The sequence below is a fragment of the Kitasatospora sp. Ki12 genome (genome assembly GCF_054601375.1).
In genome coordinates this window covers 1,837,255-1,858,578 of sequence record NZ_BAAIHT010000001.1, presented here as the reverse complement: position 1 = coordinate 1,858,578, position 21,324 = coordinate 1,837,255, and the positions used below count along the sequence as shown (strand labels likewise).

The window sequence follows — 21,324 nt, the reverse complement described above, 5'->3', positions numbered from 1 at the left end:
CGACGGAGTGAACGGGCTGCCGGAACAGGGTGTGGGCGCGATCATGGGCGAGCGGCGGCGGTTGATCAACCTCGCGTACCGGTTGCTCGGCTCGTCGGCCGACGCCGAGGACGTGGTGCGGGAGACCTACGCCCGCTGGTACGCGATGCCCCGGCGGGAGCGGGAGGCGATCGGTTCGCCCGGCGGCTGGCTGACGACGGTCGCCAGCCGTATCTGCCTGAACGTCCTGGGCTCGGACCGGGTGCGGCGGGAGTGGGCGGGCGCCGGGCCGGTCGCGGCGGCGGATCCGGCGGACGTGATCACCCTGGACGAGTCGGTCGGCATGGTTTCCCTTGTCGTCCTGGAGTCGATGGCGCCGGCCGAACGCGTGGCCTTCGTCCTGCACGACGTCTTCCAGTACCCGTTCGCCGAGGTGGCCGCGGTCGTCGGACGGTCGTCGGCGGCCTGTCGGCAGCTGGCCTTCTCGGCGCGCCACCGGATCCGGGTCGCGCAGGAGGCGGCGCCGCCGGTGGGATTCCTGCCGGTCCGGGGGTGAGGTAGGTCATACCGCTCGGGGCGTGGGGCGGGCACTGTTTCCCGGGGGCGTACTGGGCGTGTTCACGCCCGTCCGCACACCATCGAGCGCCCCTCTATGGCCTTGTCGTCGTAAAACCGACCGATAAGGTGTTAATCCAACATTCATCCATGCCGCATAGCCTCCGAGGGCTAGCCTCATGCTCAACGTCATCGTCCGACCAGGAGGCGAAAGCCCCGTGCAAGGCACTGTCACCACACCAGGCGGCTCCACGGTGGCCGGGGGCCAGGGCGAGGCGTTCCTGCTCGTCGTGGACGACGAGCCCAACATCCGCGAGCTGCTCTCCGCCTCGCTGCGCTTCTCCGGATTCCGGGTCGCCTCCGCCGCCAGCGGCACCGAGGCGCTCGAACTGATCGCCACCGAGCGCCCCGACCTGGTCGTGCTCGACGTGATGCTCCCCGACCTCGACGGGTTCACCGTCGTCGAGAAGCTGCGCGAGCGCACCAGCCGCGGCCAGATAGCCGGGCCGGCCCACGGGCACCCCGGCGACCACCTGCCCGTCCTCTTCCTCACCGCCAAGGACGGCGTCGGCGACAAGGTGCAGGGGCTCGCCGCGGGCGCGGACGACTACGTCACCAAGCCGTTCAGCCTGGAAGAGCTGATCGCCCGGATCCGGGCCATCCTGCGCCGGGCCGGCGGGCCCGCCGAGGACGGCCGGCTGCTCGTCGCCGACCTCAGCCTCGACCCGGTCGCCCACGAGGTCACCCGCGCCGGTACCCCGGTCTCGCTCTCCCCGACCGAGTTCAAGCTGCTGCACTACCTGATGGCCAACGTCGGCCGGGTGGTCTCCAAGGCGCAGATCCTCGACCACGTCTGGGCCTACGACTTCGGCGGCGACCTCTCCATCGTCGAGTCGTACATCTCCTACCTGCGCCGCAAGCTCGACTCCGGCCCGGCGCACGGCCCCAAGCTGATCCACACCGTGCGCGGCATCGGCTACGCGCTGCGCCGCCCCCCGCAGGGCTGACCGGTACCGGCCCACGTGTTCGCCCGCTCCTCCTCACGACAGCCGTCGCAGGGACAGCCGTCCCCACGACGGCTGTCCCTGCGACGGCTGTCGCTGCGCGCCCGGCTGCTGGTGCTCGTGCTCGCCCTGGTCACCACCGGTCTCGCGGTCAGCGACGCCTTCGTGCTCGGCACCGTCCGGGCACAGCTGGTGGAGCAGCTGGACGAACAGCTCCAGCGGTACGGGCCGCCGCTCTCCCGCAAGCCCCCGGGCCGGATGGCCACGCCCGACCCCAACCGGCCCGCCGTCACCGGGCGGCGGGTCAGCCTGCCCAGCCAGTACCTGGTGCAGTACCTGTCCTCGGACGGCAAGGTGCAGGCGGTGATGCGCCAGCCCGTCTCGGACAGCGACCCGGCGCCGCAGCTGGCCGGCCTGGACCCGGCCCGGACCGCCCCCGACGTCCCCTTCGACCTGCCCGACCAGCGCGGCAACCACAACTGGCGGGTGCTGGTGCTGCCGCTCCAGGCGCCCCGCCAGCCCGCCGGCGGCACCAGCGTGTTCGCCTCGCCGGTCACCCCGGCGTACGTCATGGTGGCCGTCTCCCGCGAGGACATCGACGCCACCCTGGGCAAGCTGAACACCTCCTTCCTGGCGATCGGCGGGGCGGTGCTGGTGCTGATCGCGGCGCTCGGCTTCTTCGCCGTCCGGGCCGGGCTGCGGCCGCTGCGGCGGATCGAGGAGGGCGCCGAGCGGATCGCGGCCGGCGAACTGTCGCACCGGATGCCCGAACTCTCCCCGGGCACCGAGGTCGGACGGCTGTCGAACGCGCTCAACGGGATGCTCACCCAGATCGAGGCGGCCTTCGCGGCCCGCGCCGAGTCCGAGGCCCGGATGCGACGGTTCGTCGCGGACGCCTCGCACGAGCTGCGCACCCCGCTGGCCGGGATCCGCGGCTTCGCCGAGCTGTACCGGATGGGCGCGCTGCCCACCGAGTCGGACGTCACGCGCACCATGAGCCGGATCGAGAGCGAGGCCGACCGGATGGGCGCCCTGGTCGAGGACCTGCTGGTGCTCGCCCGGCTGGACGAGGAACGGCCGCTCGACCTCGCCCCGATGGACCTGCGCACCCTCGCCGCCGACGCGCTGCACGACCTCACCGCGCTCGACCCCAGCCGGCCGGTCGCGCTCACCGGCCCCGCCGGCCAGGGGTCGCCCGGCGCGGCGCCCGTCCTCGGCGACGAGGCACGGCTGCGGCAGGTGGTCACCAACCTGGTCGGCAACGCGGTCAAGCACACCCCGACCGGCACCCCCGTGCGGATCGGCGTGGGGGCCGGGCCCGACGGAGTCTGCCTGCTGGAGGTCGCCGACGCCGGCCCCGGCCTCACCGAGGAACAGGCCCAGCGGGTCTTCGACCGGTTCTTCCGGGTCGACGCCTCGCGCAGCCGGGACAACGGCGGCGGCGCCGGACTCGGCCTCGCCATCGCCACCGCCCTCACCCGGGCGCACGGCGGCACCCTCACCCTGGACACCGCGCCGGGCGAGGGCGCGACATTCCGGGTCGAACTGCCCGATCACGGCGACCGGGATTCCTGAGGAAATGTCGACTCGTCAATTCTGTTGCTGAACAGGAAAATTAGGGGCGCGCTCATTGCCGGAATCCGGCATGGAGCGTCAAGAAAGCGTCTGCCTATGATCGGCTCTGCCCGGCCGGCACGACCTGTCCGGACCGAGGCTTCTGCTTTCATTCCGACCCGAAAGAGGTCATCGTGAAACTCCGCCGTTCCCTGGTTTCGGCCGCCGTCCTCGCCGCCGTGCTCTCGCCCGCCGCCGTGTTCTCCGCGGCACCCGCCTTCGCGGGGACGGCCCCGGTGGCGCGGGCCCAGAGCGACAGCGGCTCGATCGCCGAGCTGGAGAAGGCCGCCGCCGACGCCGCGAAGGCCTACGAGGCCGCCGTCGCCAACGAGGCCAAGGTCAAGGCCGAGTCCTCCGCCTTCATGGACAACCCGGAGCCCTACCTCGGCAAGTTCAAGGCGGCCAAGGAGGCCGCGGCCAAGGCCGCCACCGCCAAGGCCGCCGCCGACAAGGAGGCCGAGGAGGCGGCCCAGGCCTACGGCACCGCCAAGGAGGAGGACCTCCCCAAGGCCAGGGAGCGGATGCTGAAGGCGTTCGACGCCGCCAACGCCGCCCTCGCCGTGGTCGAGAAGGCCAAGGCCGCCGTGACCGCGGCCGAGACCGCGATGGACGACGCCAGGGTCGCGGCGTTCATGCGAGGCGTCGACGCCCAGGAGGCCACCAAGGCGGCCCTGGCGGCCAAGACCGCCGCCGACAAGGCACTCGCCGACGCGAAGGCGGCCGCCGAGAAGCCGGTGGAGACGCCGGTCGAGAAGCCGGTGGAGACGCCGGTGGAGAAGCCCGTCGAGCAGCCGGTGCAGAAGCCGGTCGAGAAGCCGGTGGAGACGCCGGTGGAGAAGCCCGTCGAGCAGCCGGTGCAGAAGCCGGTCGAGCAGCCCGTGGAGAAGCCCGTCGAGAAGCCGACCACCGTCACCCCGGCCTCGGACACCACCAAGGCCTCGACCACGACGGCCACCACCACCTCCGCCACCCAGGCGGCCACCACCACCCAGGCGGCCACCACCGGTTCGACCACCGAGCTCGCCGAGACCGGCTCCGGCCCGGCCACCCCGTACCTCGCCCTGGGCTCCGGCCTCGCCATCAGCCTCGGCGCCGCCGCCCTCTACGTCTCCCGCCGCAAGCCGGCCGCCCGCACCACCCGCTGACCCACCCCGGTTCGCGCCCGCTCGGGAGGAGGCCGCGAACCGCCCCGCACCCCACCGGAACCGCAGGACAGGCCCCGCCCGTCCTGCGGTTCCGCCGTTCCCGGCCCCGAAACTCCTCGATCGGGTGAACCGGACCCCGTTCACCCGGTCGGCCCCTCGGTCGTGTGCGACCGTGCAGCCGTTGCTTGTGCGGACTCGCACGGGCTGATCACACTGGACGGGAAGAGGGGTGTCCCCATGAGCGCGCTCGTTGCCGAGAGGACCGTCGTGAACCTGGACCAGCAGCTGTGGCAGGCGTGGAAGTCCATGGACGTACCCGAGGGCTTCCACGCGGAGATCATTGAGGGGACGATCACGTTGTCACCCACCGGCGGAGTTCGTCACTTCACTGTCAACAGGCGGCTGGGGCGGGCTCTGTACGACCATCTGAGGGGTTCCGGGTACGGGCCTGCGCAGGACGGCAACGTCATTGCCGGCCTCAAGGTGTTCATTCCGGATGTCTTCGTGGCGCCGGACGATGTCGATGAGATCGAGCACCCCGAGGGCGTGGGGGTACTGGCTTCCGGTGTACCGCTGGTCGTCGAGACCGTTTCTCCCGGTGCTGAGGCCCGTAAGCGCGACCACGTCCTCAAGGTTCGCGCCTACGCCGCCGCAGGCATCCCGGTGTACGTGATCATCGATGACCATGATGACGGTGGCATCGTGACCATCCTCACCGGACCGGACCGCGAGCGTCGCGCCTACGAGTACTCCGCCCGCATCCCCTACGGCAAGGAGGCCGTGATCCCCGAGGGCCCCGCCAAGGGCTTCGTGATCGGCCCCGAGATCACCGGCGAGCGCCGTGACTGACCGCGCAGTGGCCGACCGCTCGGTGTCGTTCAAGCGGGACCTGTCCGAGTGGCGGATCCTGCTGGTGGCATGGCGGCTGCTGGTGCTGCAGGGGGCGGATCCGGTGGTGGGGGCCGGGATGGCGGAGCACTCGACGTACCGGGCGCATCCGTGGCGGCGGGTGGAGCACACGCTGGGGAGCGGGCGGCGGCTGTTCTACCAGGACGCGGAGTCGCTGGCGCGGGAGGTCGCCCGGCTGGAGCGGGCGCACAAGCGGATCCGGGGGACGGCGCCGGACGGGCGGTCGTACGACGCCCGGGACGCCGGGACCAGGGCGTGGGTGCTGCTGACGCTCTTCGAGTGCGTGGTCGAGATGCGGCGCCGCGGCGGGGACCCGTACGACGCGGGGCAGTTGGAGGAGGCGTACGCGCAGTTCACCGAGGCGGTCGCCGCCTTCGGCCTGCCGGAGGGTGAACTGCCCGCCACGGCGCAGGACTTGCCGGCCTACTTCGCCCGGTACGCCCGGGAGAGGCTGGAGTTCACCGAGGCGGCGCACTACCTGATGGGCGACCTGCTGCGGGAGGCGCCCCGGCCGCGGCGGCTGTGGTTCCTCGGGGACGCCGGGTGGCGGGTGGTGCGGCTCCTGGTGGCCCGGGTGATCCACGACCTGACGGTGGCGGACCTGCCGTCGGCGGTGCGGGAGCGGTTCGGGCTGGCCGCCACCCGGCGCGGCGCGGTGTTGTCCTTCGTGCTGCACCGCGGGGCGGGGGCGCTCGTCCGGATCCTGCCGGACCGGCTGCGCTACCGCTCCGCGGATGAGGAGCGGCCGCCCCGCCGCTACCGTCCGCACCGGGACACCCGCGGGCCCCGGCTGGACCGGTTCTTCCGCGAGGTGCTGGACCAGACCGGCGACGGCTGGGTCACCGTGCACGACCTGCGGGCGATGGCGCACAACGTGTGCTGGCAGCTGGAGCTGGACGAGGCGGGGGAGGCCCGGGTGCACGGGGCCTTCGAGGGCTGGTGGGAGCAGTTGCGCGCGGCGATGGACGCCGACGGTGACGGGAGGGTCAGCCGGGAGGAGTTCGTGGCGGCCACCCTGGCCGGCTGCGACCGGGACGAGGCCTACCTGGAGCAGGGGCTGCTGCCCGCGTTGCGGGCGGTGTTCACCGCGGCGGACACCGACGGCAGCGGCTTCCTGGAGTTCGACGAGTACCGCGTGGTGTTCGGCGGCCCGCGGGTGCACCCGGCCGAGCTGTCGCACGGGTTCCGCCAGTTGGACGCGGACGGGGACGGGCGGATCACCCGGGAGGAGTTCCTGCACGGCTTCACCGAGTTCTTCACCGCCCGCGCCGGCTCCACCTCGGGCACCCAGCTCCTCGGCCGCGCCTGACCGGAGCTGTCAGGCAGTAGCACGCCCCGCCCGCCGACGCGAGCGGGGCGTCGGCCTGTCAAGCGCCGGTTCGGCCAAGAGCGGGACGGCATCCGCCCGGTCGTTCGTTGCCTCCGGCCGGGCCGGTCCGCAGACTGTGCGCACCGCCCGCGAGCCGCCCGCGCACCGCGCCGCGAACCGTGACGTAAACCGTGACGCATCGCACAGGACCGTGTACGCCACCCCACCTGCGGTTCCCCCGTAAGCATGGTGGATACTGAGCCTTGTGAACGTGTTCACGTTCACAAGCGGACAAGCTTGCGTGGTTCGTCGGCGGTCCACGGCTATAGAAGATGTTTGTCCGGAATGCGCCCGTCATCACACGGGCAGGCTGGAGAGAGGGCGACGTGGAACTGGCAATCGCTCACGAGACCATCGCGCGATGGCAATTCGGCATCACCACCGTCTACCACTTCCTCTTCGTTCCGCTCACGATCAGCCTGGCCGCCGTGGTGGCCGGTCTGGAGACCGCCTGGGTGCGGACGAACAAGGAGAAGTACTTCCACGCGACGAAGTTCTGGGGAAAGCTCTTCCTCATCAACATCGCGATGGGCGTGGTCACCGGGATCGTCCAGGAATTCCAGTTCGGCATGAACTGGTCCGACTACTCCCGCTTCGTCGGTGACGTCTTCGGCGCCCCGCTCGCGATGGAGGCGCTGATCGCCTTCTTCTTCGAGTCCACCTTCATCGGCCTGTGGATCTTCGGCTGGGACAAGCTGCCGAGGAAGATCCACTGCGCCTGCATCTGGATGGTCGCCCTCGGCACCGTGCTCTCCGCCTACTTCATCCTGGCCGCCAACTCCTGGATGCAGCACCCGGTCGGCTACGCGATCGACCCGGCCACCGGCAAGGCGCAACTGACCGACATCGCCAAGGTGCTGTTCCAGAACACCACCCTCACCGTCGTCGCCCACACCCTGACCGCCGCCTTCCTCACCGGCGCGGCGTTCATGGTCGGCATCTCCTCCTTCCACCTCTGGAAGGCCAAGCGCAAGCCCGAGACCGCCGACCCGAAGAGGACCGCCTCGATGCGCACCTCGCTGCGGCTCGGCCTGGTGCTCGCGGTGGTCTTCGGCGCCGGCACCGCGCTCAGCGGCGACGAGCTGGGCAAGGTCATGTTCGAGCAGCAGCCGATGAAGATGGCCGCCGCCGAGGCCCTGTGGGACACCCAGGCGCCCGCGCCGTTCTCGATCTTCGCGGTGGGCGACGTCAGCAAGGGCCACAACTCGGTCGAGCTGGAGATCCCCGGGATACTGTCCTTCCTCGCCCACAGCGACTTCAGCTCCGCCGTCCCCGGCATCAACGACACCGCGGCCGCCGAGGCCGCCGCGCACGGTGGGGACCCCAAGGACTACATCCCGAGCATCTTCGTCACCTACTGGGGCTTCCGCCTCATGATCGGCTTCGGGATGACCTCCTTCCTGGCCGGCCTGATCGGCCTCTGGACCACCCGGAGGAAGCTCTTCCTGCGCCCCGAGTTCCGCACCGGCGACACCGAGGTGCCCCGGCTGATGCTCACCCCCGGGCGCGAGCTCAGCCCGCTGCTGACCAGGTGGAGCTGGCGGATCGGCATCCTGACCATGGGCTTCCCGCTGATCGCCAACAGCTTCGGCTGGATCTTCACCGAGATGGGCCGTCAGCCCTGGGCCGTCTTCGGCCTGATGACCACGGCCAGCGCGGTCTCCCCCAACGTGGGCGTCGGCACCCAGATCGGGGCGCTGGTCACCTTCACCACGCTGTACGCGATCCTCGCGGTCGTCGAGGTCCGGCTGCTGGTCAAGTACGCCAAGGCCGGCCCGGTGGTGACGGAACAGCCGCCCACCAAGGACCCCTCGCTGCGCGGACCGTCCCCGGACGAGGACGCCGACAAGCCGCTCGCCTTCGCCTACTGAGGACCACTGCGGAACTGCGGAACTGAGGATCTGACATGCAACTCCACGACGTCTGGTTCGTGCTGATCGCGGTCCTGTGGATCGGCTACTTCTTCCTGGAGGGCTTCGACTTCGGGATCGGCATCCTGACCAAGCCGCTGGCCCGGAACACCACCGAGCGGCGGGTGCTGATCAACACCATCGGCCCGGTCTGGGACGGCAACGAGGTCTGGCTGCTCACCGCCGGCGGCGCCACCTTCGCGGCCTTCCCGGACTGGTATGCGACGCTCTTCAGCGGCTTCTACATCCCGCTGCTGGTGATCCTGGTCTGCCTGATCGTCCGCGGCGTGGCCTTCGAGTACCGGGCCAAGCGGGACGGCGCCCGGTGGCAGCGGAACTGGGAGGAGGCCATCTTCTGGACCTCGCTCCTGCCGGCCTTCCTCTGGGGCGTGGCCTTCGCGAACATCGTGCGCGGCGTGGACATCGACGCGCAGAAGAACTACGTCGGCGGCCTCGGGGACCTGCTGAACCCGTACGCGCTGCTCGGCGGCCTGGTGACGCTCTCCCTGTTCACCTTCCACGGCGCGGTGTTCGCCGCGCTCAAGACGGTCGGCGAGATCCGTGAGCGGGCCCGCCGGGCCGCGCTGCGGGCCGGGCTGGCCGCCGCGGTGCTGGCGCTGGTCTTCCTGGTCTGGACGCAGGGCCACAGCGGCAACGGGCGCAGCCTGGTCGCCCTGGTGGTCGCCGTGCTCGCCCTGGTCGGCGCCCTGGCCGCCAACCAGCTGGGCCGCGAGGGCTGGGCGTTCGTCCTCTCCGGGGCGACCATCGTGGCCGCCGTCGCGATGCTCTTCCTGGCGCTCTTCCCGAACGTCATGCCGTCCACCCTGAACGACGGCTGGAGCCTGACCGTCACCAACGCGGCCTCCTCGCCGTACACGCTGAAGCTGATGACCGTCGTGGCCGCGGTCTTCACCCCGCTGGTGCTGCTCTACCAGGGCTGGACGTACTGGGTGTTCCGCAAGCGGATCGGCGTCCAGCACATCCCCGGGCACGCCCCCGCCGCCCCGGCCGCGCCGCTCGACCGGGGATGACGCGATGAAGCCGGTCGACCCCCGACTCCTCGGGTACGCCCGCACCACCCGGGTCTTCCTCGCCGGATCCGTGCTCCTCGGCGCGGCCGGCGCGGCCCTGGTGGTCGCCCAGGCGAGTCTGCTCGCCGAGATCGTCGTCCGCGCCTTCCAGCGCGGGGCGACGCCCGGCGAACTGACCACGCCGCTGCTGCTGCTCGCCCTGACGGCCGTCGGGCGCGGGCTGGTCGGCTGGCTCACCGAACTCACCGCGCACCGGTCCGTCGCCCGGGTGAAGTCCGTCCTGCGGCGCCGGCTGCTCGACCACGCCACCGCGCTCGGCCCGGCCTACCTGGCGGGCCGGCGCACCGGCGAACTCACCACCCTCGCCACCCGCGGCGTCGACGCCCTGGACGACTACTTCGCCCGCTACCTGCCGCAGCTGGCGCTGGCCGTGGTCGTGCCGGTGATCGTGCTGCTGCGGATCGTCGGCGCCGACTTCACCTCGGCCGCGATCATCGCCGGCACGCTGCCGCTGATCCCGCTGTTCATGGTGCTGATCGGGCTGGCCACCCAGGCCCGGATGGACCGGCAGTGGAACACCCTGGCCCGGCTCTCGCACCACTTCCTCGACGTGGTCGCCGGGCTGCCCACCCTCAAGGTGTTCAACCGGGCCCGCACCCAGGCCGCCACCATCGCCCGGATCACCGCCGACTACCGCCGCGCCACCCTGCGCACCCTGCGGATCGCCTTCATCTCCTCCTTCACCCTGGAACTGCTCTCCACCCTCTCGGTCGCGCTGGTCGCCGTCACCGTCGGCTTCCGGCTGGTGGACGGCACCCTCGACCTGGAGACCGGGCTGCTGATCCTGGTCCTCGCCCCCGAGGTGTACGTCCCGATCCGCCAGGTCGGCGCGCTCTACCACTCCAGCGTCGAGGGACTGACCGCCGCCGACGAGCTGTTCCGGGTGCTGGAGACCCCGCTGCCCGCCGCCGGCACCGTCCCCGCCCCCGCCCTGGCCGGGGCGCGGATCGACGCCGAGGGCCTGGTCGTCCGGCACCCCGGACGGACCGAACCCGCCCTGGACGGCGCCGCGCTGACCCTGCGCCCGGGCACCACCACGGCGCTCACCGGCCCCAGCGGCGCCGGCAAGTCCACCCTGCTGGCCGTCCTGCTCGGCCTCACCGCCCCCGGCGCCGGCACCGTCCGGATCACCGCCGCCGACGGCCGGTCGTACGAGCTGGCCGAGCTGGAGCCGGAGAGCTGGCGGCGGCAGATCGCCTGGGTGCCGCAGCACCCGCACCTGTTCGCCGGGACGGTCGCCGACAACCTGCGGCTCTACCGGCCCGGCGCCACCGACGCCCAGCTGTGGACGGCGCTGCGGGCCGCCCACGCGCTCGACTTCGTCACCGACCTCGCCGCCGGGCTCGGCGAGGACGGCGCCGGGCTCTCCGCCGGGCAGCGCCAGCGCCTCGCCCTCGCCCGGGTGCTGCTCGCCGACGACCGGCCGCTGGTGCTGCTGGACGAGCCGACCGCCAACCTGGACGGCGCCTCCGAGGCGGCCGTCGTGGACGCCGTCCGGGCGCTCGCCGAGGACCCGGCGCGCACCGTGCTGATCGTCGCGCACCGGCCGGCGCTGCTGGCCGTCGCGGACCACCGGGTCCGGCTCGCCGGGGCCCCGGCTCTTCCGGCCACCGCCGTACCGGCCACCGCTCCGCTCACCCCGCTCTCCCACAGCGGCCGCCCGACGCCCGCCCCCGCCGTCCCCGAGGAGCCCGAACCCGAGACCGGCGCCACGCCCCGGCTGGCCCTGTCCGTCCTGCTCGGCGCCCTCGCCCTCGGCTGTGCCGTCGCGCTGATGGCCACCTCCGGCTACCTCATCTCCCGCGCCTCCGAGATGCCGCCGGTGCTCTACCTGATGATGGCCGTCACCTCGGTACGGGCCTTCGGCATCGGCCGCAGCGTCTTCCGCTACGCCGAACGGCTGGTCTCGCACGACGCGGTGCTGCGCACCCTGGGCACCCTGCGGGCCGCCGTCTACCGGCGGCTGAGCGAGCTCGCCCCGGCCGGGCTGCCCGCCTTCCGGCGCGGTGACCTGCTCTCCCGGCTGGTCGCCGACGTGGACGCGGTCCAGGACCACTACCTGCGCTGGCGGCTGCCCGCCGCCGTCGCGGGCCTGGTCGGGCTGGCCTCGACGGTGGCCCTGGCCGCCTTCCTGCCCGCCGCCGGGGCGGTGCTCGGCCTCGGGCTGCTGCTCGCCGGCGTCCTGGTGCCCGCGCTGGCCGCCCGCTGGTCGGCCGGTGCCGAGCGGCGGCAGGCCCCGGCGCGCGGCCGCCTGGCCACCGCCGTGGTGGACGCCCTCACCGGCACCGCCGAACTCACCGTGGCCGGCGCGCTGCCCGGCCGGCTGGCCGCCGTCCGCACCGCCGACGCCGCGCTGACCAGGCTGGCTGCCCGCTCGGCCGCCACCACGGCGCTCGGCACCGGGCTGATCGCGCTGCTCACCGGGCTGACGGTGGCGGCCGCGGCGGCCGTCGGGGTCCAGGGGGTGCGCGCCGGGGCGCTGGCGCCGGTCTGCCTGGCCCTGGTGGTGCTGACCCCGCTGGCCGCCTTCGAGGCGGTCACCGGGATGCCGCTCGCCGTCCAGGCCCGCCAGCGCGGCCGCGCCGCGCGGGCCCGGCTGGACGAGGTGCTCGACGCCCCCGCCCCGGTGGCGGAACCTCAGGGCCCGGCCGAGCTGCCCGAGCAGCCGCTGCCGATCGCGGTGCGCGGGCTGACCGTCCGGTACCCCGGACAGGCGGTGGACGCGCTCGCCGGGGTCGACCTCGACCTCGCGCCCGGCCGCCGGATCGCCGTGGTCGGCCCGTCCGGCTCCGGCAAGACCACCCTCGCCCAGGCGCTGCTGCGCTTCCTGGAGCCGGGCGCGGGCACCGTCACCTTCGCCGACGGTCGTCCACAGGCTGTGGACAGTCGCGCGCTCGCGGGCGAGGACGTCCGCCGGGTGATCGGGCTCTGCGCGCAGGACGCCCACGTCTTCGACAGCTCGCTGCGGGAGAACCTGCGGCTGGCCCGGCCCGGAGCGGGGGAGGACGAGCTGCGCGCCGCGCTCGCCGCCGCCCGGCTGCTGGACTGGACCGAGGGCCTGCCGGACGGCCTGGACACCATGGTCGGCGAGCACGGCGCCCGGCTGTCCGGCGGCCAGCGCCAACGGCTCGCACTCGCTCGGGCGCTGCTCGCGGACTTCCCCGTCCTGGTCCTGGACGAGCCCGCCGAACACCTCGACCTGCCCACGGCCGACGCGCTCACCGCCGACCTGCTGGCCGCCACCGCGGGCCGCAGCACCGTGCTGATCACCCACCGGCTGGCCGGTCTGGGCGACGCCACGGTGGACGAGGTGCTGGTGCTGGACGGCGGCCGGGTGGTGGAGCGGGGGCGCTGGTCCGAGCTGGTCGCCGACCCGGACGGGCGGCTGCACGCCATGTGGCGGCGGGAGCGGGAGGCGGACGGGCTGCTGGAGGCGGACGGCTTGGCGGCGGACAGGCTGCCGGCGGCCGGGCCGGTGGCGGCCGTCGCGCCAAGCTTCATCTGAAAACCGTACAAACTAGGCTTTCTGCATGGACCCCACGCCGGACCTCTCCGAGGCCGCTCCCGAGCCCGAGCCCGAGGCCGCTCCCGAGCAGACACCCCACCGGGTGCCCGAGATCGCCTCGCTCGGCCTGGACACCCTGGTCACCGAGGTCGCCGAGCGCCTGCAGTCGGCCGCCGCCGTCACCGACCGGATGCAGCGGCTGCTGGAGGCGGTGGTCTCCATCGGGGCCGGCCTGGACCTGCACGCCACCCTGCACCGGATCGCCACCGGCGCCGCCGAGCTGGTCGACGCCCGCTACGCGGCGCTCGGCGTGATCGCCCCCGGCGGCACCGGACTGGCCGACTTCATCCACGTCGGCGTGGACGACGGGACCGCCGCCGGGATCGGCGAGCTGCCCGCCGGCCGGGGCATCCTCGGGGTGCTCATCGACCGCCCCGAACCGCTGCGGCTGACCGACCTCGGCGCCGACCCGCGCTCCTCCGGGTTCCCGGCGCACCACCCGCAGATGAACACCTTCCTGGGCGTGCCGATCCGGGTCCGCGAGGAGGTGTTCGGCAACCTCTACCTCACCGAGAAGAAGGGCGGCGGCGCCTTCACCCCCGAGGACGAGCAGGTCGTGCACGCGCTCGCCGCGGCGGCCGGCGTCGCGATCGAGAACTCCCGGCTGTACGAGGAGGGCCGCCGCCGCGAACGCTGGATCGCCGGCGCCGCCGCCGTCACCACCGCGCTGCTCTCCGCCGAGCAGGCCGAGACGGCGCTGACCGTCGCCGCCGAACAGGTGAGGGAGCTGGCGAACGCCGCGCTCGGCATGATCCTGCTGCCGACCGGCCCGGAGGGCGAGGGGGACGGGCAGATGCGGGTCGCCCACGCCTCCGGCGAGGTGGCCGAGTTCGTCCGCGGCGAGCTGCTGCCCAAGGAGAGCTTCGCGGCCCGGCTGCTGGAGGGGGAGAGCGTCCACCTCGACGACATGTCCAGCGACCCGACCGTGGTGATGCGGCTGGCCCGCCGCTTCGGCCCGTCCATGGCGGTGCCGATGGTCGCCGCCGGGCGGGTGCTCGGCGGGCTCTGCGTCTGGCGCCCGTGCGGCGCGCTGCCGTTCACCGACGGCGAGAAGCAGCTCGCCGAGACCTTCGCCTCGCAGGCCGCGCTCGCCCTGCGGCTCGCCGAGGGCCAGCGCGACCAGCAGCGCCTCGCCGTCTTCCAGGACCGCGACCGGATCGCCCGCGACCTCCACGACCTGGTGATCCAGCGGCTGTTCGCCACCGGGATGATGCTGGAGAGCGCGGCCCGGCGGGCGGTCGTCCCCGAGGTGAGGACCGGCATCGGCAAGGCGGTCGACGAACTGGACGCCACCATCCAGGAGGTCCGCACCACCATCTACGCCCTCCAGCACGACAACCACGGCGACGCGCCCGACACCCTGCGCACCCGGGTGCTGCGGGAGGCCAGCCAGGCCGCGGCGGCGCTCGGCTTCAAACCCTCGGTGAGCTTCGTCGGGCCGGTGGAGAGCCTGGTCGGCGACCAGACCGGACGTCAACTCCTCGCCGCCCTCAGGGAGATGCTCTCCAACACGGCGCGCCACGCCCGGGCCTCCCGGGTCGGCGTGGAGATCGACGCGACCGTCCACCTGGGCGACGACGGCCGGCCGGTCGGCGGCGACCCGGAGTCGCTGGACCGGAGCGGGCGGCCCGGCGTGCTGCTCTCCGTGACCGACGACGGCGTAGGCATCCCGGCGGGCGGCCGGCGCAGCGGACTGCTCAACCTGACCCGCCGCGCCGAGGCGCTCGGCGGCGACGCCTGGCACGAGCGCGGGCCCTACCGGAAGGGCACCACAGTGCGCTGGACGGCCCGGCTCTGAGCGCGGTCGCGATTCCCTCCTTTACCAGCGCTTTGATCTCGGCACTTTCCGTCCGGAACCCGCCCGGGGAGGACCGAGGAGGGTTTCGGGCAAGAACAAGTGAAAGTTAAACGAGGGAGAACTTCCCGACCAACAGCGCAAGTTGTGAACGTTCTGGGCTTTCACCGGCTCCGTGTGCACACATAGCTTTGCTCCGTCTCGGAGGGGAACCGGAGGGGCGACCGGACGGAGGGGGCAGTGGAAGCTGCCGGCCGCGGGTACACCGCAGCAGGGGCAAGTCGAGGGGGGTTCCGCACCGAACGGGCCGCGGACGGGCGCTACCGCTGGCAACTGAAGGCGCCCAACGGCCGGGTGGTCGCGATCACCCCGGCCGCGTTCGAGACGGCCGCGGAGGCCGAGCGCGGCTTCGACGGCCTGCGGACCGGGGCGGTCGAGCTGACCGCCCGCATCACCCACGTCCGGGACGGCATCGGCTGGGTCTGGGTCATCCCGGAGTCGCGCGAGCTCCCCGAGGTGCGGTCCAGTCGCGCGTACGAGCGGTACGCGACCTGTCAGAACGCCTTCCGGCGGTTCGTGGTGCTGCTGTCCAAGCAGCAGCCGCGCGAACTGCCCGACCGTGCCGCGCCGTTGAGACGCACCGATGGCCGCTGAACGGCGCGGTCCGCGGCTGCTGATCGTTCCGGCGGCCGACCGCTGCCTCGGCTGGGCGCTGCGCGCCGCCAACGGGCGGCCGCTCGGCGTGGGCGCGCGGACGTACCGCAGCGAGGACGAACTCTCGGAAGCGGTGAGAGAGTTGCTGATCGAGCGGGCCGCGCTCCGCTGCTCGATCGGGCAGTCCGAGGGGCGCCAGTGGGTCTGGGCCGCCTACCTGCCGGTGCGAAGCACCCGGCCGGGGGCGGCCTCCGCCGTTCCGGTCGCCCGCAGCGCCCGCGGCTACCTGCGCCGCGACCAGTGCCAGGCGGGGATCGAGGGGTTCCTGGCCGGACTGCGGTGGGTGGGGCAGGAGTCGCGCCGGTCCGGGCGCGACGGCCGCCGGCCGCTGTAGTCCGTCACCGTCGTTGCCGGGCCGTCGCTCCCGAGCCGTTGTCCCCGGCCGTGATTCGCCGTGCCCCGCGCCGTGATTCGTCGTGCCCCGCGCCGTGGTTCGCCGCCGTAGTGCGGTGGTTCGCCGGCCATGCGTCGTGGACGCTGCTTCGTTCGTGCGTTTCCGGTGAAGCCGAGGTTTCCGGCAACACCCCGAGCAGCTTCCTGGAGAAGAACGTCGACGCTGTTCGGAGGCCCGGTTCCGACCCGGTCGCGTCCGCGCTGACCAGTGCCTAAACCTCGCTGAACCGATGAGTCGACAATCCCCGGCCGGGCTCGGCCTCCCTTCCGGCGGAACCCGCCCGGCGGACAGGATCTGCACTGCCGGACGGGCCGCAGCGGACGCGGTCACCGGCCCCGGACTCCCGACCGGAGTACGGGTTCACGCGATGGACGTCTCTCCCACCGGAGGAAGAGAAACATGCGTAAGACCGCTGCCAACCTGCTTGCCGCCGCCGCGCTGGCGACCTCGCTCGCCACCGTCTTCGCGGGCACCGCCACCGCCGACCCGGCCGTCCTGCCGCACTCCCAGGACATCGTGGGCGTCGGCTCGGACACCACCCAGGCCGTGCTGAACCAGCTCTCCGCCGACTACAACGCGACGGTCACCAACCCGAGCGCCCCCCACCTGTACAGCTGGGACGCGATCCCGGCCGGCACCATCACCACCAAGTCGGGCGCCACCCCGATCACCCGCCCGAACGGCTCCGGCGCCGGCATCACCGCGCTGAACGCCAACACCAGCGCCACCGTGGACTTCGCCCGCTCCTCGCGCGCCCCGCAGCCGACCGACCCGACCACCGACGACTTCGTCGCGCTGGCCAAGGACGCCGTCTCCTGGGCCGCCCCGTCCGGCGGCAACGCCCCGGCGAACCTGACCACGCAGAACCTGAAGGACATCTACACCTGCACGGTCACCAACTGGACCCAGATCAACGCGTCGCTCCCCAACGCCACGATCAAGCCGTTCCTGCCGCAGACCGGCTCCGGCACCCGCTCCTTCTTCCTGACCACCATCGGTGGCGGCACCGCGGTCAACCCGGGCGCCTGCGTCACCAGCGGCACCCAGGAGAACCAGGGCAGCGACCCGGCCCTGGCCGACGTCAACTCGCTCGTCCCCTACTCCGTGGCCCACTACATCGGCCAGGTCTACTTCGGCAAGGGCAGCGGCGCCGACGTCCAGGGCCCGCTGACCATCCGCTCCGTCGACGGCACCGCGCCGGTCGACACCGTGAACAAGACGATCAGCTCCGCGTTCGCGGCCACCCCGTACGCCCGCGTGGTCTACAACGTCTTCCGTGACGCCGAGTGGACCGCGACCGACGTCCACGGCACCACCCTGCGCGCCATCTTCGGCCGCGGTGGCTGGATCTGCGCCAACGGTGCCACCACCATCAAGAGCTTCGGCTTCCTGCCGCTGTCCTCCTTCGCCTGCGGCAGCGTCACCCACTCCTGAACCACCCGCACCACACCGGCGGCCGCGGGGGCCTCGTCCCCGCGGCCGCCGGCCCGGTGGGGCGCCGGAACGGGGGCCCGCGGCGGCGTCAGCCGCGCATGAGCTCCTCCCGAGCTCCGTCGAACCGCACGACCGGCCATCACCCCTCTCCCTCTCCCAAGGAGTTCGGCATGACCCGCATCAGCGCCCGCCTGGCCTCGACCGGCGCCGCCGTCGTCCTCGCCCTGACCGCCGTGAGCGGTGCGGCCGTCGCGGACACCCCCGCCACCACGCCGGCCGCCGGCCAGGCCGTGATCACCACCGACGTGAACTTCCTGTCGGCCGCCGCGCTCAAGGGCATCGTGGTCATCCCGCTCCAGCCCGCCAACCCGACCTTCGACCCGAACGCCGGGCTCACCGTGACCCTTCCGGTGAGCGGCGGCGCCGCGAACATCCCGGCCTTCTACGGTGACGTGCAGTTCGGCGGCGGGCTGCTCTTCCTGAACCTCTCCACGGGCAGGAGCGTGACCTTCAAGCAGTTCGACTTCTCGGTCGCCAACGGCTACTTCACCGCCGTGCCGAACGGCTCCACCACCCCCGTCCCGCTCCTGGACCCGGCCGGGGACAACGTGATCAACCGCAACGGCCTCACCCAGAACCTGAACTCCTCCAGCTTCCAGGTGGACGCCGAGGGCGCCACGTACCTCGACGCCAAGCTCGGCACCACCTTCTTCACCGCCGGCCAGCAGGTCGGTTCGCTCGCGCTCTCCTACACCCCGGCGCACTGAACCGCGCCGCTGTCCCGCACCCCGGCGTACTGAACTGCGCCGCACCGAGCCGTTGACCGGCGGGCCCGTGCCTCGGCGCGAGCCCGCCGCTTGCGGATTTCCCAACTCCGGTACGGAGTCGCCGCGTTGTGGTCTCGTACATCTGGCCGACCGGATCCCGCCATGTCCGGCTGGCCGAATAGTACGCACGGAATGGTCCGTCCCCAGCGCGATCGACGCCCTCGCGCCGCCTCTCCTCGGCGGCCCGCACCTCCCGGAGGCCCCGCCATGAGAAACCGCGTACCCGACCCGAGAGGCCGAGGGCGGTGGCGTCGCCGACTACCGGCGCTGGCGCTCGTCAAGGCCGTGGTGGCGGCGCTCGCCGTCGTTCCGATCGGGTTGGGCGCGGTGCCGCAGGCACACGCCGACTCGGCCATGACGGTGAAGGGCCCGAAGGTCTGGATCCCGGCCACCAAGACGTACGGTCCCGAGGGCAGCGTGTCGGTCTCCCAGACCGCCAACCTGACCAACCAGGTGCTCCAGGTCTCCTGGAGCGGCTTCACGCCGACCGTCTCGCTGGGCTCCAAGGCCCCCGTCCAGGTGGCGGTCAAGGAGTCGAACTTCATCCTCTACGCGGTGCGGATCTACCAGTGCCGCGGCACCGACCCGGCGGTGACGGACTGCTACGGCAGCACCCTCTACGGCGGCGACCCGGCGAAGGGCTTCGAGCAGCCGCCCCGTCCGACGCACCTGGAGACGCCGGAGTGGCCCACCAACCAGGTGATCGCCGCGACCGGGCCGGACGGCTCGGGCACCGCCTCGATCGAGGTGTGGAGCGCCAAGGAGAGCGCCACGCTGGGCTGCGACGCGACCCACCCGTGCTCCCTGGTGGTCGAGCCGAACTACGGCGGCGACCCGCTGGACCTCTTCCAGGTCCAGAACGGCGGGGCCGACTGCGAGTTCCACGACCTGGACGACGATCCGGACGGCTACACCGCCGCGGACGGGATCATGAAGCCCGGCCCCGCCTTCCAGAACTGGAAGACCGGCAACCGGACCAGCGAGCAGTGCGCCTGGAAGCACCGGACCGTGGTCCCGCTCAGCTTCGCCCCCACGGCGGACTCCTGCGCGGCCAGCGACCAGGCCTTCGGCGCGGCCGGACTGGAGCTGGCCAACCGGGCCATGCAGCAGTGGCGGGCCGGGCTCTGCCTGGGCAGCTCGCCGATGACCGTCGGCTACGTCCCGGCCGGTGGTGAGCCGCAGGCCCGCGCGGCCTTCCTGGGCGGCAGCGGCAGCACCGAGGTCGCGCTGACGGCGCGGCCGGACCGCTCCCCGCCCCCGCGTCCGTACGTCTACGCCCCGCTCGCCACGACCGGGATCTCGGTCGCGTACGTGGTCGACGACCCGGCGACCGGCCGGCAGATCCGCGACATGAGGCTGAACGCCAGGCTCCTGGCCAAACTGCTGACCCAGTCCTACGCGTCCCCGGGCTCCACGATCCCCTCCGTGGCCGGCAACCCGACCTGCCTCTTCACCGACCCCGAGTTCCAGCAGCTCAACCCGGAGACCGCGGCCAACGGGATCCACTGGCCGAAGAGCTGCGGCGGGATCCTGACGATCTACCCCGGCGTTCCCGGCGGCACCACCGACTTCACCTACCTGGTGACCTCCTGGGTGGCCGCCGATCCCGACGCGGCCCGCTTCCTCGACGGTGAGCCCGACCCGTGGGGCATGCGCGTCGACAGCTTCTACCTGAAGCCCAAGTTCGCCGGCTACCCGTCGGAGGCCTTCCAGACCCAGGACTTCACCGGGCCCGACCGGGACGGCACGGCCGTGGACCTCCGGCACTGGAAGCAGTACGAGTGGAACCCCTCCCTCGACGGCATCGGGCGGGTGGCCCGCAACCTGATGCAGAGCCAGCCCAACTGCCAGGACCCGAACATCGACCCCGTCACCAACGGCCACAAGCCCTGCGCGGTGCAGGCCGTCGGCCAGCGCGCGATGCTCGCCATCATGGACACCGCCCAGGCCAAGGCGTTCTCGCTGCCCGAGGCCGCGCTGCTCAACCCGGCCGGCTCCTACGTGTCGCCCTCCACGGCCGGCTTCCAGGCCGCCGTCGCCGACATGCCGACCGACCCCGCCACCGGGGTCCAGCAGCTGCCGTACGGCACGCCCGACACCGCGTTCTCGCGGGACCAGCGCGCCTACCCGCTGAGCGTCGTCCAGTACGCGATGGTGCCGACCGGCGGGGTGCCCGCCGCGAAGGCCGCCTCGATCGCGCAGTTCCTCAGGACGGTGACCACCGACGGCCAGACCTACGGCCTCGCGCCGGGCCAGCTCGCCCAGGGCTACCTGGCCCTGAACGGGGCCCAGCGGCAGCAGGCCCAGGAGGCGGTCCAGCACGTCGCCGCCCAGGACGGCAAGCTGCCCGGCAACCAGACCGCGCCCCCGGCCCCGGGCACCGACCCGGGCACCCCGGAGAGCGGGAACGGCGGCTCGGCCACCGGCGGCACGACCGGCGGCACCGGCCCGGTGAACACCGCCGGCACCGACACCGGTACCGCCGGCAGCGGCGGCGGCTCGGCCTCCGGCGGCACCGGCCTCGGCTCCTCCGACGGTTCCTCCGGTGGCTCGTCCGGTGGCTCGTCCGGCGGCCTGTCCGGCACCGGCTCCACCGGCACGGGTACGGCCGGCGGCGCCGCGGCGCCCGGCACCCCGGCGGCCGGCGGCAAGCCCGGCGCGACCGCGGCCCCCTCCGCCGCTCCCTCCGGCGGCCCGCTCGCCGCGGCCCCGGTCGGCAGCCCGGTGCCCGACCGGCCCGGCACCGCCCGGCTGCTGCTGCCGATCGCGCTGATCGCGGGCCTGGTGCTGCTGGTCGGCGGACCGGCCGCGCTCTTCCTGGGCGGCACCCCGGCCGGCGCGAAGGTGCTGGCCGGAGCCCGCACCCAGTGGTCGCGGCTGCGCCGCAAGTAGCGGAGCGCGCTCGGCGGGGCCGTCCGTTCCGGCCCCGCCGAGCGCTTCCCTCCCGCCGAGGCAGCGCCCCGGACCCTCACCGAGCACGCCCGTTCCCGAGCACGTCCGTTCCCGAGCACGGAGAGCA

General features: G+C 73.1%; 14 protein-coding genes and 1 pseudogene. All 15 read left to right on the top strand.

Annotated elements, in window-relative coordinates; all coding sequences use genetic code 11:
• Positions 1-43 precede the first annotated feature (43 nt).
• Positions 44-508 (top strand): annotated as a pseudogene (locus ACYP53_RS08075) (sigma factor); the annotation flags it as partial.
• A gap of 244 nt (positions 509-752) precedes the next feature.
• Positions 753-1,541, top strand: a complete 789-nt coding sequence (locus ACYP53_RS08070; RefSeq protein WP_229928230.1) for a response regulator transcription factor — start codon at positions 753-755, stop codon at positions 1,539-1,541.
• Between the two features lie 15 nt (positions 1,542-1,556).
• Positions 1,557-3,113, top strand: a complete 1,557-nt coding sequence (locus tag ACYP53_RS08065; RefSeq protein ID WP_459647019.1) for a sensor histidine kinase — start codon at positions 1,557-1,559, stop codon at positions 3,111-3,113.
• A 173-nt stretch (positions 3,114-3,286) separates the two neighbouring features.
• On the top strand, positions 3,287-4,297 hold the full coding sequence (locus tag ACYP53_RS08060; protein ID WP_459647018.1) for an LAETG motif-containing sortase-dependent surface protein: 1,011 nt from the start codon (positions 3,287-3,289) through the stop codon (positions 4,295-4,297).
• 237 nt (positions 4,298-4,534) lie between these two features.
• Complete coding sequence (locus tag ACYP53_RS08055; protein WP_189913353.1) at positions 4,535-5,146, top strand: Uma2 family endonuclease; 612 nt, start codon at positions 4,535-4,537, stop codon at positions 5,144-5,146.
• Entirely contained in the window at positions 5,139-6,515 is a 1,377-nt protein-coding gene (locus ACYP53_RS08050) for an oxygenase MpaB family protein (protein WP_459647017.1), read from the top strand. The genes ACYP53_RS08055 and ACYP53_RS08050 overlap by 8 nt, the downstream gene beginning before the upstream one ends.
• 386 nt (positions 6,516-6,901) lie before the next feature.
• Positions 6,902-8,446 (top strand): cytochrome ubiquinol oxidase subunit I, encoded by a 1,545-nt coding sequence (locus ACYP53_RS08045; protein ID WP_189913354.1) that lies wholly within the window; start codon positions 6,902-6,904, stop codon positions 8,444-8,446.
• Positions 8,447-8,481: 35 nt separating this feature from the next.
• Positions 8,482-9,516, top strand: coding sequence for a cytochrome d ubiquinol oxidase subunit II (cydB, locus tag ACYP53_RS08040; RefSeq protein ID WP_189913355.1), 1,035 nt, complete (start codon positions 8,482-8,484; stop codon positions 9,514-9,516).
• Between the two features lie 4 nt (positions 9,517-9,520).
• Positions 9,521-13,081: a thiol reductant ABC exporter subunit CydD gene (gene cydD / locus ACYP53_RS08035; RefSeq protein WP_459647016.1), complete on the top strand. Its 3,561-nt coding sequence runs from the start codon at positions 9,521-9,523 to the stop codon at positions 13,079-13,081.
• A gap of 190 nt (positions 13,082-13,271) precedes the next feature.
• Positions 13,272-14,939, top strand: a complete 1,668-nt coding sequence (locus ACYP53_RS08030) for a sensor histidine kinase (RefSeq protein WP_308437517.1) — start codon at positions 13,272-13,274, stop codon at positions 14,937-14,939.
• A gap of 237 nt (positions 14,940-15,176) precedes the next feature.
• Positions 15,177-15,590 carry a YegP family protein gene (locus ACYP53_RS08025; protein WP_189913358.1) on the top strand — a complete coding sequence of 138 codons (414 nt, stop codon included), beginning with the start codon at positions 15,177-15,179 and terminating at the stop codon, positions 15,588-15,590.
• Positions 15,580-15,984 carry a hypothetical protein gene (locus tag ACYP53_RS08020; RefSeq protein ID WP_189913359.1) on the top strand — a complete coding sequence of 135 codons (405 nt, stop codon included), beginning with the start codon at positions 15,580-15,582 and terminating at the stop codon, positions 15,982-15,984. The genes ACYP53_RS08025 and ACYP53_RS08020 overlap by 11 nt, the downstream gene beginning before the upstream one ends.
• Before the next feature lie 459 nt (positions 15,985-16,443).
• Positions 16,444-17,478, top strand: a complete 1,035-nt coding sequence (locus ACYP53_RS08015) for a PstS family phosphate ABC transporter substrate-binding protein (protein ID WP_459647015.1) — start codon at positions 16,444-16,446, stop codon at positions 17,476-17,478.
• Positions 17,479-17,648: 170 nt separating this feature from the next.
• Entirely contained in the window at positions 17,649-18,245 is a 597-nt protein-coding gene (locus tag ACYP53_RS08010; RefSeq protein ID WP_459647014.1) for a hypothetical protein, read from the top strand.
• A 267-nt stretch (positions 18,246-18,512) separates the two neighbouring features.
• A complete protein-coding gene (locus tag ACYP53_RS08005) occupies positions 18,513-21,197 on the top strand; it encodes a hypothetical protein (RefSeq protein WP_459647013.1) in 2,685 nt (894 codons plus the stop codon).
• The last annotated feature ends 127 nt before the right edge of the window (positions 21,198-21,324 follow it).

Coding starts and splice junctions, on each gene's coding strand:
- ACYP53_RS08005 (WP_459647013.1), top strand. CDS start 18,513: ATGAGAAACCGCGTACCCGACCCGAGAGGCCGAGGGCGGTGGCGTCGC.
- ACYP53_RS08020 (WP_189913359.1), top strand. CDS start 15,580: ATGGCCGCTGAACGGCGCGGTCCGCGGCTGCTGATCGTTCCGGCGGCC.
- ACYP53_RS08055 (WP_189913353.1), top strand. CDS start 4,535: ATGAGCGCGCTCGTTGCCGAGAGGACCGTCGTGAACCTGGACCAGCAG.
- ACYP53_RS08010 (WP_459647014.1), top strand. CDS start 17,649: ATGACCCGCATCAGCGCCCGCCTGGCCTCGACCGGCGCCGCCGTCGTC.
- cydD (WP_459647016.1), top strand. CDS start 9,521: ATGAAGCCGGTCGACCCCCGACTCCTCGGGTACGCCCGCACCACCCGG.
- ACYP53_RS08030 (WP_308437517.1), top strand. CDS start 13,272: ATGCAGCGGCTGCTGGAGGCGGTGGTCTCCATCGGGGCCGGCCTGGAC.
- cydB (WP_189913355.1), top strand. CDS start 8,482: ATGCAACTCCACGACGTCTGGTTCGTGCTGATCGCGGTCCTGTGGATC.
- ACYP53_RS08015 (WP_459647015.1), top strand. CDS start 16,444: ATGCGTAAGACCGCTGCCAACCTGCTTGCCGCCGCCGCGCTGGCGACC.